At 69.9% G+C, this 12,671-nt stretch carries 12 protein-coding genes and 1 tRNA gene; 2 read left to right on the top strand and 11 right to left on the bottom strand.

Annotated features, from left to right (window positions below; genetic code table 11):
* The 6 genes from VI480_RS04300 to VI480_RS04275 form a co-directional block, all read right to left on the bottom strand.
* A partial coding sequence (locus tag VI480_RS04300) for an acyl-CoA dehydrogenase (protein WP_323671582.1) occupies nucleotides 1–1,811 on the bottom strand: 1,811 nt, incomplete at its 3' end.
* 76 nt (nucleotides 1,812–1,887) lie between these two features.
* Nucleotides 1,888–2,577, bottom strand: coding sequence for a chlorite dismutase family protein (locus VI480_RS04295; RefSeq protein WP_323671583.1), 690 nt, complete (start codon nucleotides 2,575–2,577; stop codon nucleotides 1,888–1,890).
* Nucleotides 2,578–2,595: 18 nt separating this feature from the next.
* Nucleotides 2,596–3,441 (bottom strand): formate dehydrogenase accessory sulfurtransferase FdhD, encoded by an 846-nt coding sequence (fdhD, locus tag VI480_RS04290; protein WP_323671581.1) that lies wholly within the window; start codon nucleotides 3,439–3,441, stop codon nucleotides 2,596–2,598.
* A 132-nt stretch (nucleotides 3,442–3,573) separates the two neighbouring features.
* Nucleotides 3,574–5,193, bottom strand: a complete 1,620-nt coding sequence (gene groL, locus VI480_RS04285; protein ID WP_323671580.1) for a chaperonin GroEL — start codon at nucleotides 5,191–5,193, stop codon at nucleotides 3,574–3,576.
* A gap of 114 nt (nucleotides 5,194–5,307) precedes the next feature.
* The gene (locus tag VI480_RS04280) at nucleotides 5,308–6,342 is read right to left on the bottom strand and encodes a glycerate kinase (protein ID WP_323671579.1); all 1,035 of its coding nucleotides are present in this window, start codon (nucleotides 6,340–6,342) and stop codon (nucleotides 5,308–5,310) included.
* 13 nt (nucleotides 6,343–6,355) lie between these two features.
* Nucleotides 6,356–6,979 (bottom strand): LytR C-terminal domain-containing protein, encoded by a 624-nt coding sequence (locus VI480_RS04275; protein ID WP_323671578.1) that lies wholly within the window; start codon nucleotides 6,977–6,979, stop codon nucleotides 6,356–6,358.
* Nucleotides 6,980–7,086: 107 nt separating this feature from the next.
* Between VI480_RS04275 and upp the strand changes: the two genes are divergently transcribed.
* Nucleotides 7,087–7,731 (top strand): uracil phosphoribosyltransferase, encoded by a 645-nt coding sequence (gene upp / locus VI480_RS04270; RefSeq protein WP_323671577.1) that lies wholly within the window; start codon nucleotides 7,087–7,089, stop codon nucleotides 7,729–7,731.
* A 123-nt stretch (nucleotides 7,732–7,854) separates the two neighbouring features.
* On the opposite strand, the gene VI480_RS04265 is transcribed toward upp, so the two are convergent.
* Together VI480_RS04265 and VI480_RS04260 are read right to left on the bottom strand one after the other, a co-directional pair.
* Entirely contained in the window at nucleotides 7,855–8,847 is a 993-nt protein-coding gene (locus VI480_RS04265; protein ID WP_323671576.1) for a PfkB family carbohydrate kinase, read from the bottom strand.
* A complete protein-coding gene (locus VI480_RS04260) occupies nucleotides 8,816–9,949 on the bottom strand; it encodes an aromatic ring-hydroxylating dioxygenase subunit alpha (RefSeq protein ID WP_323671575.1) in 1,134 nt (377 codons plus the stop codon). Before VI480_RS04260 ends, VI480_RS04265 begins: the two co-directional genes overlap by 32 nt.
* Nucleotides 9,950–10,002: 53 nt before the next feature.
* Here VI480_RS04260 and VI480_RS04255 point away from each other — a divergent pair, with 53 nt between their 5' ends.
* The gene (locus VI480_RS04255; protein WP_323671574.1) at nucleotides 10,003–11,097 is read left to right on the top strand and encodes an alcohol dehydrogenase family protein; all 1,095 of its coding nucleotides are present in this window, start codon (nucleotides 10,003–10,005) and stop codon (nucleotides 11,095–11,097) included.
* A gap of 27 nt (nucleotides 11,098–11,124) precedes the next feature.
* On the opposite strand, the gene VI480_RS04250 is transcribed toward VI480_RS04255, so the two are convergent.
* The 3 genes from VI480_RS04250 to ispF all read right to left on the bottom strand — a co-directional run.
* A tRNA-Thr gene (locus VI480_RS04250) sits at nucleotides 11,125–11,197 on the bottom strand.
* 33 nt (nucleotides 11,198–11,230) lie between these two features.
* Nucleotides 11,231–12,211, bottom strand: coding sequence for a 23S rRNA (guanosine(2251)-2'-O)-methyltransferase RlmB (gene rlmB, locus VI480_RS04245; protein ID WP_323671573.1), 981 nt, complete (start codon nucleotides 12,209–12,211; stop codon nucleotides 11,231–11,233).
* On the bottom strand, nucleotides 12,208–12,671 hold a 464-nt coding region (gene ispF / locus VI480_RS04240), incomplete at its 5' end, for a 2-C-methyl-D-erythritol 2,4-cyclodiphosphate synthase (RefSeq protein ID WP_323671572.1). The genes rlmB and ispF, both read right to left, overlap by 4 nt.

The following is a 12,671-nucleotide window of genomic DNA, read 5'->3' as shown; positions in this document are numbered from 1 at the left end:
TCGGCGCCGCCGGTGACAGCGGGCACCAATCCGGCTGCACCCGACAGGATCTGGGTGGCGTAGAAGTGCGCCGTAGCGATCTTGTCGGCCAGGAACTGCGGGCCCGACGGTCCGCTGCCGCCGGCGTCGCGCGCCTCGGCGACGCTCAGTCCCTGCTCGGCCAGCAGGTTCGCAGCCGCCTGGGCGCTGCGAGCCAGCAGCCAGCCGCCCACCACCACACCGGCCAGGCGCATGAACGGAGTCGAGCCGGCAGCCACGTCGTTCGGCGCCGACGCCAGCTGGGTGCCCAGCCACATCGCCGCATTGCCGAAGGCTTCCGCTCCCGCGCTCAGCGAGGCGGAAATCGCCTTGAGGTCCGCGTCGTCGCTGGCCGCCAGCTCTGCGGCGGTCTCGCCGATCTGGCCGATGAGCCGGGCCATGGCCTTGCCGCCGTCCAGCGGCAGCTTGCGGAATGCCAGGTCGGCGGCCTGGATGCCGTTCGTGCCCTCATAGATGGGCGCAATGCGGCTGTCGCGCCAGTGCTGGGCGGCACCGGTCTCTTCCACGTAGCCCATGCCGCCGTGCACCTGCACGCCCAGCGAAGTCATCTCGACGCCCAGGTCGGTGCCCCAGCCCTTGCTGATCGGCGTCAGGAGGGCCACCAGCTCGTCAGCCTGCGCGCGTTCATCGGGGTCTGCGGCCGACAGCGACTCGTCGATCGCAGCGGCGTTCAGGTACATGACGCAGCGCATGGCCTCGGCGTTGGCCCGCATCGTCATCAGCATCCGGCGCACGTCGGCGTGGTCGACGATGGGCGAGGACTGCCCGGGCGGCAGCTCGGTGCCGATGGCCCGTCCCTGCTTGCGCTCGACGGCGTAGTCGCGTGCCTGCTGGTAGGCCCGCTCGGTCAGCGACAGACCCTGCAGACCCACCGACAGGCGGGCGTTGTTCATCATGGTGAACATGGCCCGCATCCCGCCGTGCTCGGGTCCGACCATGTAGCCCACCGCTCCGCCGTTGTCGCCGTAGGACATGACGCAGGTGGGGCTGGCGTGGATGCCGATCTTGTGCTCGGTGGACACTGCCCGCAGGTCGTTGCGCTCGCCCAGCGACCCGTCGGGGTTGACCAGGAACTTCGGCACCAGGAACAGGCTGATGCCGCGGGTGCCGGGCGGGCTGTCGGGCGTGCGTGCCAGCACGAGGTGGATGATGTTGTCGGCCAGCTCGTGCTCGCCGTAGGTGATGAAGATCTTGGTGCCCGTGATGAGATAGGAGCCGTCGGGCCGAGGCTCGGCCCGGCTGGTCAGGGCGCCCACGTCGGAGCCGGCGTGGGGTTCGGTGAGGTTCATGGTGCCCGACCACTCGCCGCTGATCATCTTGGGCAGGTAGGTCTGCTGCAGGGTCTCGTCGGCATGATGCAGCAGCGCATCGATCGCGCCCTGGGTCAGCAGCGGACACAGGCTGAACGCCATGCTGGCCGAGGTCAGCATCTCCTGGACCGCCAGCCCCACGCACCACGGCATGCCGCCGCCGCCGAAGTCGGGATCGAAGGCCATGCCGTTCCAGCCGGCGCCCACGAACTTCCGGTAGGCCTCGCCGAAGCCGTCAGGGTGGGTGATGACGCCCTCGTCGAAACCCAGCCCCTGCTGGTCGCCGGGCACGTTCAGCGGTGCCACCTCGGATGACATGAAGCGCCCCGCCTCGTCCAGCAGCGCTCCCGCAGTCTCCAGATCGGCGTGCGCGAACTGCTCGTGAGCGGCCAAGCCGTCGAGTTCGGCGATGTGCTCAAGCACGAACAGCATGTCGTCGACAGGAGCGGAGTACTCAGACATCGCAACCTCGATTGGCGGTTGGTTCAGCGCCGGGACGACCCAGCTTGCGAACAGACTAAGAGGCTGAGCCGCTGGATTACAGGCCGATGCGATCAAGCACGGTGGAGGGGTCGGCGAGCAGACCGGTATAGAAGGTGCCGAACTCGCCGTAGACGGCGCTGGCCTCGTCGAAGCGCATCGTGTACACGACCTCTTTGAGGTCGTCGAGGTGCTCGCCGAACAGCGTCACGCCCCACTCGAAGTCGTCGACGCCAGTGGAGCCTGTGACGACCTGCAGGATGCGGCCCCGGAACTTGCGTCCTGACGTGCCGTGTTCGTACATCAGCTCGCGGCGGGTGTCGTACGGCAGCGTGAACCAGTTGCCGCTGCCTTCAGCCACGGCCCCGCGGCGCTTCGACATGGGGTAGAAGCAGAACGCCCGCTTGCCCTCGGGCGGCAGCTGCGGGTAGAGCCGCGGCGTCTTCATCTCGGGTGGCAAATCGGGCGCGTACTCGCTCACCTCGGTCATCGAGACGTAGCTGTCGGCGACCTCGAGGCCAGCCTGTTGCACCAGCGTCTGCAGGTTGCGCAGTCGCCACAGGTCGGGCCCCAGCGCCATGAAGCCGACATCGGCTTTGTGCCCCAGCACGGCCACGGTCAGCACTTGATGGTCACTGTCGACAGTGTCCTCGACGGCGGCGAGCAGGCCCGAGCGGTCCGCAGCGGCGGTCAGCTTGCAGAACAGGTGCAGCACGCCCCACCCGACCGACGTCGTCACCTCTGGCATCTGTGACACTCGCGCAGCCTATGAACGAACGGCGGGTGCGGGAAATTCGCCGAGACGCTCGGGCACTCCCGCCAGGCTGCCGCTGTACACGTTCAGCTCGTCGCCGCGTGCGAAGCCCGCGAGCGTGATGGCCGCGGCCCCTGCCGACTCGATGGCCAGCGAGCTGGGAGCGCTGACGGCGACGAGCGTGCCGATCCCTGCCGCCCAGGCCTTCTGCACCATCTCGAAGCTGGCCCGACCGCTCACGAACAGCGCCATCGCGCCGGCATCGTCACGCCCGTCCAGGAGTCGCCTCCCGATCACCTTGTCGACGGCGTTGTGGCGCCCGATGTCCTCGCGCAGCACATCGATACGACCCTCGGCGTCGAAGGTGGCGGCGGCATGCAGCCCGCCGGTGCGGCCGAACATCTCCTGTGCACTGGGCACTGCAGCCAACGCCGCCTGCACCGCGTCGACGCTGAATTGACGGGTGCCCACCAGCGGCCCCAGGCGAGCGGCCATGTCGGTGATGGTGGTGCTGCCGCAGATCCCGCAGGCGGCGCTGACGTTGCCGAGACGGGGCGTGGGCACGGGCGCCCTGCCGCCGGTCTCGACGGTGACGACGTTGTATTCGAATTCGGCCGCGGGACCCTCGCCGCAGTAGCGCACCCCGGTGACCTCTGCGTCGCCGAGCAGCCCGTCGCCTGCGCAGAACCCCGTCGCCAGCTCGTAGTCGTGTCCGGGCGTGCGCATGGTGGTGGCCACCATGTGGCCGTCGAGGCGGATCTCGAGCGGTTCCTCCACCACGACCTCATCGGGTGACCGTCGCCACTCGCCGTGCCGCAGGCGGTCCACCAGCACCCGCATCGTGCGCCCCCGCCGCATCCGGTCAGGGTATCGCCGCCCTCTGCCGCGCCTCCGCCGCGACTGCGTCGTCCGGGCGCGCAGCGGCCCGGGCACGAGACCCGAGCCGTTGCGTTGGGTTGGGCTGTTCTTGGGGGTTTAGGGAGGCGCCCGCTAGAAGTCCATGTCCGGCATGCCGGGAGCGCCGCCGCCCGAATCGGGCTCGTCGCAGATCACTGCTTCGGTGGTGAGGAACAGCGCAGCGATCGACGAGGCGTTCTGCAGGGCCGACAGCGTCACCTTGGCAGCGTCGATCACGCCTGCGGCAACCAGGTCCTCGTACTCGCCGGAGGCGGCGTTGAGGCCCATGGCGCCGTCGAGCTCGCGCACCCGGCTGACCACCACGCCGCCTTCGAGGCCGGCGTTCTCGGCGATCTGCTTCAGCGGTCCGGCCAGCGCGCGCTCCACGAGCCGCGCACCGGTGGACTCGTCGCCGTCGAGGCCGTCTGCAACGGCGCTCACTGCCTGCTCGGCACGCACCAGTGTGACGCCGCCGCCGGCCACCACGCCGGCCTCAATGGCCGCTTTGGTGGTGCTGACTGCGTCCTCGATGCGATGCTTCTTCTCCTTCAGCTCGACCTCGGTGGCCGCGCCGACACGCAGCACCGCCACGCCGCCGGACAGCTTCGCCAGCCGCTCCTGCAGCTTCTCGCGGTCGTAGTCGGAGTCGGTGTTGTCGATCTCGTTCTTGATCTGCTCGATCCGGCCGCGCACCTCGGCCTCGTCGCCGGAGCCCTCGATGATGGTGGTCTCATCCTTGGTGACCACCACGCGCCGGGCCGTGCCCAGCAGGTCGAGCGTGGTGTTCTCCAGCTTGAGGCCGACGTCCTCGCTGATGACCTGGCCGCCGGTCAGGATGGCCATGTCGGCCAGCATCGCCTTGCGGCGGTCGCCGAACCCGGGGGCCTTCACGGCCGCCGAGCGGATCGTGCCGCGGATCTTGTTGACCACCAGCGTGGCAAGGGCCTCGCCCTCGACGTCCTCGGCGATGATCACGAGCGGCTTGCCCGCCTGGGTGACCTTCTCGAGCACCGGCAGCACGTCGCGGACCGCGGAGATCTTGCCCTGCATGAACAGCAGGTACGCGTCGTCGAGCACGGCTTCCTGCGAGTCGGGATCGGTGACGAAGTAGGGCGAGATGTAGCCCTTGTCGAAGCGCATGCCCTCGACCAGATCCATCTCGAGGCCGAACGTCTGCGACTCCTCGACGGTGATCACGCCGTCCTTGCCGACCTTGTCGAACGCGTCGCTGATCAGCTGGCCGATGTCGCCGTCGGCGGCGGAGATGGCCGCCACCTGGGCCACATGGGTCTTGGAGTCGGTCACGCTGATCGACATGTCCTCGATGGCGCCCACAGCGGCGTCGACACCGGCCTCGATGCCCCGCTTGACGGCCATCGGGTTGGCGCCGGCGGCCACGTTGCGCAGGCCGTCGCGCACCATGGTCCACGCCAGCACGGTGGCCGTGGTGGTGCCGTCGCCGGCGACGTCGTCGGTCTTCTTGGCGACTTCCTTGACCAGCTCGGCCCCGATGCGTTCGACCGGATCCTCCAGCTCGATGTCCTTCGCGATCGACACGCCGTCGTTGGTGATGGTGGGCGCGCCCCACTTCTTGTCGAGCACGACGTTGCGACCCTTGGGCCCCAACGTGACGCGCACTGCGTCGGCGAGCTGGTTCATGCCCGACTCGAGCGCGCGGCGGGCCTCGTCGTCGAACGTGATCATCTTGGCCATATCGGCTGGCTCCTGTCTCGGATGATTCTCGGGAGGGGTGACTGGGCGTCCCGATGCCGCTGCGTTCGCAGCAGCCGTTAGCACTCTAGAGATGAGAGTGCTAACCGCCAACCCTCACACGAGATTTGCGGCAAGGTCGGCGGCGGCCTCGCGGATTGCCGCCAGCGTGTCGCCCATTGAGCGCTCGGCGCCGTATCGCTCCGACAGCACCGCCAGGCTCGTGGCCGGGGTACCGGCGGCGGGCGGGCGCCAGTCGGCGAGATCGGTATCGGGGTCGCGAGCGCCCACCACGACGCCCACGGGCGCGCCGGCCTCAGCGGCCATTTCCAGAACGCCGCCCACGACCTTGCCGTCGAACGAACTCGCATCGAGCCGCCCCTCGCCGGTGATGACTAGATCGGCACCTTCGATCGCGTCGGGCAGGCCGATCTCGGTCGCGACAACGTCGAATCCCGGTGCCAGCTCGGCTCGGAGGCCGGCCGCGAGCCCGCCCGCCAAGCCGCCTGCGGCACCCGCGCCCGGCATCTCGCCGACGTCGATGCCGTAGCGCTCGCGGTACAGGCCTACGAGCCGCTCGAGGCGGCGGGTGAGCAACTCGATCTGCGGCGGCGACGCGCCCTTCTGCGGGCCGAAGATGCGCGCCGCATCGCAGAAGCGGGTGCGGACATCGCAGGCCACCACCACCGAGACGCCGGCGAGGCGTGCCAGCGGTGACATCGCGTCAAGCGCCCCGAGCCCGCCGTCAGTGGTGGCCGAGCCGCCCACGCCCACGATGACCCGCCGGGCGCCGCTCGCAACGGCTTCTGCTATCAGCTCGCCGGTGCCCGCGGTGGTCGCGGCGAGCGGGTCGTTGCCCTCGGCGCCGCCTGCCAGCAGCAGTCCGCTCGCGCAGGCCATCTCCACGATTGCGACGTCGCCCTCCAGCCGCCACCCCGCTTCGGTCCGGTGCCGCAGCGGTCCGATCACCAGCGAGGTGCGATTCGGGCCGCCCAGCGCCTCGAGCGTGCCCTCGCCACCGTCCGCCACGGGCAGGCAGACAGTCTCCGCTTGCATACCGAACTGCCGGCGTACGCCGTCAGCGATCGCTGCTGCCACCTCTGCAGCGGACGCAGTGCCACGGAACTTGTCCGGGCATGCGACAACCCGCATGTCGACTGCTCGGCTACTCAGCCAGATCGGTCCCCAGCGCCACCAGCACGTCGGGCGTCTCAAAGCCCTGCACGGCTGATGTGTCTGCCAGCATCGGGAACACGTCGTTGTCGGCGTCGAGCTCCAGCACACCCGCTATCGCCCGCGCTTCGAGCAGCGAGCCCGGCTGGTAGTAGATGCGCGTCCGGTCGATGGGAGTGCCCACGTAGTTGGTGGGCGTCTTGGTGATGTAGCTCAGCGTCTTGAACCGGTCGGTGAGCCGCCCCGCAGCCCCCCGGACGGTTGTGGAGTTGGCAACCTGCACCGACACCTCGGCCGCCGGTCTCGGCTGGAACGGCTCGGCGCCCGCCGAGGTGGTGTCGGTGGCGGGTGCGGCGGTGACAGTGGTCGCCACGGTGGCGACCGTGCCCGAGCCGGTGTCGACGGCGTCGGCGGCGCTGCTCGTGGGCGTGGGCGCCTCTGTCGCCGTGGGGAGCGTGTCGCCCGGTGCGGCAGGCGGAGCTGTGTCGGTCACGGTCGTGTCGTCTGGATCGTCGACCGAGCGGAGCAGCAGCACTCCCACGACAACGGCAACCAGCACCAGCAGCAACCCGCGCACTGCTGCGCCGCTGTTGGATTCGCCGGCTTGGCTGTTCACGGCTGTGAGCGTAGAAGGAAAGATGCGCTGCCGGGTGTACCCCTCAGGACCTAACTTGCGGGCGGACCCCTACTGTCCGACCGAGCACCGACCGTGAGAGCCAGCCCATGAGTGTCAGCCCTGCGAACGTCACCACAGTCGACCACCCGGTAGCCGCAGCCCTGCTCACCCGGCTGCGCGACAAGGACACCGCCGTCGAGGAGTTCCGCCAGCGGCTCGACGCGCTGACGTTCCTGCTGGTGTCCGAAGCACTCACCGATGCGACATCGGTGCCCGAGACGGTGGAGACGCCGCTCGGGCCCGCCGAAGGCTCGCGCCTCGAGCCGATGCCGGCGATCGTGCCCGTGCTGCGCGCCGGGCTGGGCATGCTCGATGCGGCGCTGCGGCTCCTGCCTGCTGCGCCGGTGGGTTTTGTGGGTATGCGAAGGATCGAGACGTCCGACGGCGTCGGGCACGAGTGCTACCTCGAGTCGCTGCCAGGTGTGCTGGAGGATCGACCGGTGCTGGTGCTCGACCCGATGCTGGCGACGGGCGGCTCGGCGGCCGCCGTGATCCGGGTGCTCGGGGAGTCGGGCGTGGGGCCGGTGACGATGGTGTGCACGCTGGCCGCACCCGAGGGGATCGCTGCCCTGCAGAGCAGTGCTGCCGATGTCCGCATCGTGACGGCCGCCGTCGACAGCCACCTCGACGAGCGGGCCTTCATCGTTCCCGGCCTGGGCGATGCCGGCGACCGTCTCTACGGCTCGGCTTGAACGGTTGCCTCCCGCCCTTGCCTCCCGCTCTTGTTCGCTTCGCTCACGGGCCGCTCGGGCCACGGCTTCGCCCTGCGCTTCCCGCTCTAGCTCGCTTCGCTCACGGGCCGCTTGGCCCCGGGCTCAGCCTCTGAGCTGCGCCATCGTCGGCAAGCTCGGCTGGGCTCCCGCGACTGTCACCGCCCAGGCGCCAGCCCGCACGGCCAGCCGCGCCGCCTCGGCCACGGTCGCGCCCGAGGCCATGCCGACCGCGAACGCGCCGGCAAACGCGTCCCCTGCTGCGGTGGCGTCGACCACGGCAACCCGCGGCGCGGCCACCGTGATCTCCCCGTCGGCATTGGCCGCAGCATCGGTGGGAGCCGCAGGTGAATCGGGCGGTTGCTGCGCAGGATCAGCGGTCTGTGGCTGCTGAATGACGCAGCCCGCTGCGCCTCGTGTCTCGACGAGCACCGCTTCGGGATGCAGCTCGGGCACGCTGCCGTCGGCGTCGGGGTGACGCAACTGCTCGGCTTCGGCGCGGTTCACGATGACGATGTCCGCCAGCGGCAGCACAGCGGGGGCAACGTCGTTGTACGGAGCCGGATTCAGCACCACGAACGTGCCGTGCTCGCGGGCGATCTCGGCTGCGGCCCGGGCGGCGGCGGCGCTCACCTCGCCCTGCAGCAGCAGCGCATCGGCCGCGGCGATCTCGTCGGCGGCTGCCTGCACGCCCCTGGCATCCAGCGATGCGTTGGCGCCCGCAGCCACCACGATCGACACGTCATCGGGATCGACGGTGATCACCGCCAATCCGGTCGGGACATCGACACTGGCCACGTGATGGCAGTCGATCCCCTCGGCCTCCAGGCCAGAGCGCAGCCACCGGCCCTGCTCGTCGTCGCCGATCCGGCCCACCATCACCACCCGCGCGCCCAGCCGGGCCGCGGCCACTGCCTGGTTGGCGCCCTTGCCGCCGCGGAACCATGCGATGCGGTCGGCGTGCATCGTCTCGTCGGGCGACGGGCGCCTCGGCACCCACAGCGTCACATCGGCGTTCAGGCTCCCGACAACGGCAATGCGCGGCGCATCTCGGAACTCCACCGGTTCAGCGCCCGCTCGGTACCCGTTCGTGGCCAAGCGCCGACAGCAGCAGCGTTGCGAGATGGTCCACAGCATCCTCGCTGTGCACCGAAGCGATGCCGGATTGCTCGGTCACCAGCGGCCCGGGCCGGTAGCCGCGGCTGCGAACGCCGCGCTGGGTCGATTCGACGAGCTTCAGGTCTTCGGACACCGTGGTGTTCCAGTCGAGGTCGATGATCTCGCGCAGCTCGTCGGTCGGCTCGGCGACATCGAACCACCACTCCCGCACCAGCAGCGTCCGATCCGGCGCGCACGGCACCCAGCGGTACGTATTCACCGCTTGGCCGGGATACACCTGGATCGACGAAGCCGGCCAGATGTAGAACGCGGCATAGTCATCGCTGGCGACCGGTCGCGTATAGGTGGAACGGTCGCCCTCGACGCCTCTGGCCGTATGGCGGATCACCCTGCCGCTGGGCGTGACCCGGTAGCTGGCGGGGTCGACCACGCCGGAGGTGAACGATCGATGCACGTTCGGGCAGTGATAGCACTCGTTGTAGTTCTCCACCGCGATCTTCCAGTTGGCAGCGATGAGGTGAGTGCGGCGCCATGTCAGCATGCGCGTCGGTGATTGCGGGGCAAGCGCCAAGATCTCGTCGCCGACGCCGGGGGCATGCTCGGCCAGCGGGGCGGCTCCGGCATCCGTATTGACGAACACGAAGCCAGCGAGCTCGTCGACGGCGACGGGCGGCAGGCAGATCTCGCCGACATCGCGGCTGCGCGCGCTGAGCAACGTGCCGTCCAGCCCGTACACCCAGGCGTGATAAGGACACATGATGACGCCCGGGGTCTCGGCGACGTCGCCGCCCAGCTTCTGCGGCGGGAACAGCTCGTGCCCCCGGTGCTGGCACACGTTGAAGAAGGCGCGGATCTGGCCGCCGTCGTTGACCACGAAGACCGGCTCGTCGCCCACGGTCGCCGTGAGCACCTGGCCGGGTTCGCTCACTTGGCTGCCGTGACCGACGAGGTGCCAGGATCGGGCGAACACGGTGTCCAGCTCGACCGCGAGGATCTCGGGATCGGTGTAGTAGCGAGCTGCCAGCGCGCTTCGCCCAGCAGCATCGGTCGCACTTGGCACCGGTGTCTGGCGGGCTGCCACTGAACGGTATTGTGCCGCGTCCCGATGGCCGCCTGTGACCCCCGTGAGAGCAAATGAACCCGCCGAACACCATGCGTGCCGCGCTGCTCGTCGGTCATGGCGGGCCCGAGATGCTGCAGGTGCGCGACGACGTGCCGGTGCCGGTGGCCGGCCCCGACGAGGTGCTCATCGAGGTGGCGGCGTGCGGCATCAACAACACCGACATCAACACGCGTGTGGCCTGGTACAGCAAGTCGGTGACGGCGGCGACGTCGGGCGAGGGATACTCCGACGCAGATGCCGCGGATTCCACATGGGGCGGCAGGGGCGTCGAGTTTCCTCGCATCCAAGGGGCTGATGTGGTGGGACGAGTGGTAGCCGCCGGCGAGCGTGCCGACACGGCACTCGTGGGGCGGCGGGTCATGGTGGAGCCGTGGCTCAAGGATCCCGCGGACCCCACTGACCGCAGCAAGGTGCGCTATCTCGGCAGCGAAGCGGACGGCGGCTTCGCGGAGTACGTCACCGTGCCAGCCGTGAACGTGTACCCAGTCGAATCCGATCTGTCCGACGCCGAGCTGGCGACGTTCGCCTGCGCCTCGTCAACGGCGGAGCACATGCTCCAGCGCATCGGGCTGGGTGCCGGCCAGAGCATTGCCGTCCCCGGTGCGAGCGGCGGGGTGGGTTCTGCCCTGGTGCAGCTCGCCCACCGGCGAGGTGCACGGGTGGTGGCCGTGGCCGGGGCTTCCAAGGTGGCGCAGGTGCTGGAGCTCGGCGCTGACGTGGTAGTGCCACGACAGGGTCCTGAGCACGATGTTGCCGCGGCGGTTGAGGCCAACGGTGGGCCATTCGACGCGGTTGCGGACGTGGTCGGCGGTGACGCCGTCGCCCCATGGCTCGACGCGCTCGCCGGCTGTGGGCGCTACGTGACGTCAGGGGCTATCGCCGGTCCCATGGTCGAGCTGGATCTGCGCACGCTGTACCTCAACGACCTCGAGCTGTACGGCGCCACGATCTACGGGCCGGGGTTGTTCGCCGATCTGGTCGGCTACATCGAGCGCGGCGAGATCCGCCCGGTGCTCGGCGGCACTTATCCCCTCGAAGCCATACGCGAGGCGCAAGAGGCCTTCGTGCGCAAGGAGCACTTCGGCAACCTGGTGATCACGCTCTGAGCGCTCCCGCCGAGACCGCCACGGCTGAGCCCGAGGTGGGAATCGAACCCACAACCCCCGCTTTACAAGAGCGGTGCTCTGGCCGTTGAGCTACTCGGGCGCCGGTCCCAGCGTATGGCCGGCGCCCCGGATTTCAGGGTGTATTTCGGGCGCGGGCTGTGTTCCCGTCGCCAGCGCGGGCCCGGGCGATGTCGAACAGGGCCACGGCGGCCGCTGCAGCCACATTGAGCGATTCGATGCGCCCGAGCACCGGGATCGACACCACCTGGTCGCAGCGGCGCTCCACCAGCGCCGACAGGCCGCGTCCCTCGGCGCCCAGCACCAGTACCAGCGGCTCGTCGCCGACCCGCAGCGACTCGAGCCCCTCCGGTGCGTGACCGTCGAGTCCGATGGTCCACAGACCGGCATCGCGCAGCTTGGCGAGCGCAGCGGGCAAGCCGCCGACCAAGGCGATCGGCAGGTACTCAATGGCACCCGCGGCGGCCTTCGCCGCGGCCGGCGTGAGGTTCGCCGAACGGTGGCTGGTGAGCACAACGCCGGTGGCACCGGCGACCTCTGCCGTGCGCAGGATGGCGCCGAGATTGCCCGGGTCGGTGACGCCGTCGGTCGCCACGACCAGCGGCAGCGTGCTCCCTGTAGGTCTCGCCAGCTCTTCCAGCGGCACGGGCTGTACGGCAGCGGCCTTGGCGATCACGCCCTGCGGCGCGGCGGTGAGCGCTGCCTCGTCCAGCTTGCGGCGGGTGACCTCGCGCACCGGCACCCGCCGGTCGCCGGCGAGGTCGACGATCTCGGCCAGCGTGGCCGCCGAGTGTGCGTCCTCGGAGATCAGCACCTCGTGCACCGTGCGCTTGCCGGCCCGCAGCAGCTCGCGCACGGCCTGACGGCCCTCGACGTGATCGCCGCCAAGACCCTTCGGTCGTGACTGCGACCGACCAGCCTGCGCCTGATTCGCGGCACCCCTGGCGGCACCGGAACGGTTGCCAGAGCCGGTTCGCTGCTGTCCCCCACTCCCGCGACCTGAAGCCCGGGTGCCACGCTCACCGCGCTGTGGAGGAGCACCCCGCCCGCCGCGCTGAGGGGCAGCGCCCCGCCGCTTGCCGCGTTCCGCGCTCATCGCTCGCCGTCGGCACGCACGAGGGCCACTGCGTGCGCCACGATCCCCTCGCCGCCGCCGAGCCCTTCGGTGCGCTTGCCGCACACCGTGACGGGTCCGCCAGCCGCGGTGCTGAGCCGCGCCTGCATCTCATCGCGGTGGGGGGCGATCATCGGCCGGTCGCAGATCACCGTGCAATCGGCATTCGCCAACTGCCAGCCGGCTTCAGCCAGCAGCCCTGAGACCTGCTGCAGCATCTCGATGCTGTCGGCACCGCGCCAGCGCTCATCGCTGTCAGGAAAGAGCGCACCGATGTCACCAAGACCAGCAGCACTCAGCATCGCATCGATCACCGCATGAGCAACCACGTCGGCATCGCTGTGCCCCACCAGCGGCGGTGCATCCGGGAACCGAACCCCGCCCAGCACCAGCATCCGCCCCCCGGCACCGTCACCCTCGGCAAACGGATGCGCGTCATACC

The organism is Candidatus Poriferisodalis multihospitum, from assembly GCF_028283155.1.
Lineage (GTDB): Bacteria > Actinomycetota > Acidimicrobiia > Acidimicrobiales > Poriferisodalaceae > Poriferisodalis > Poriferisodalis multihospitum.
Note: the sequence above shows the minus strand (reverse complement) of the source record. Positions and strands in the feature narration are given on the sequence as shown.

What these genes read in the sequence shown, in the direction of transcription:
- fdhD (WP_323671581.1), bottom strand. Translation starts at nt 3,441, where the DNA reads ATGCGGCGGGGGCGCACGATGCGGGTGCTGGTGGACCGCCTGCGGCAC.
- rlmB (WP_323671573.1), bottom strand. Translation starts at nt 12,211, where the DNA reads ATGAGCGCGGAACGCGGCAAGCGGCGGGGCGCTGCCCCTCAGCGCGGC.
- VI480_RS04295 (WP_323671583.1), bottom strand. Translation starts at nt 2,577, where the DNA reads ATGCCAGAGGTGACGACGTCGGTCGGGTGGGGCGTGCTGCACCTGTTC.
- VI480_RS04255 (WP_323671574.1), top strand. Translation starts at nt 10,003, where the DNA reads ATGAACCCGCCGAACACCATGCGTGCCGCGCTGCTCGTCGGTCATGGC.
- groL (WP_323671580.1), bottom strand. Translation starts at nt 5,193, where the DNA reads ATGGCCAAGATGATCACGTTCGACGACGAGGCCCGCCGCGCGCTCGAG.
- VI480_RS04280 (WP_323671579.1), bottom strand. Translation starts at nt 6,342, where the DNA reads ATGCGGGTTGTCGCATGCCCGGACAAGTTCCGTGGCACTGCGTCCGCT.
- upp (WP_323671577.1), top strand. Translation starts at nt 7,087, where the DNA reads ATGAGTGTCAGCCCTGCGAACGTCACCACAGTCGACCACCCGGTAGCC.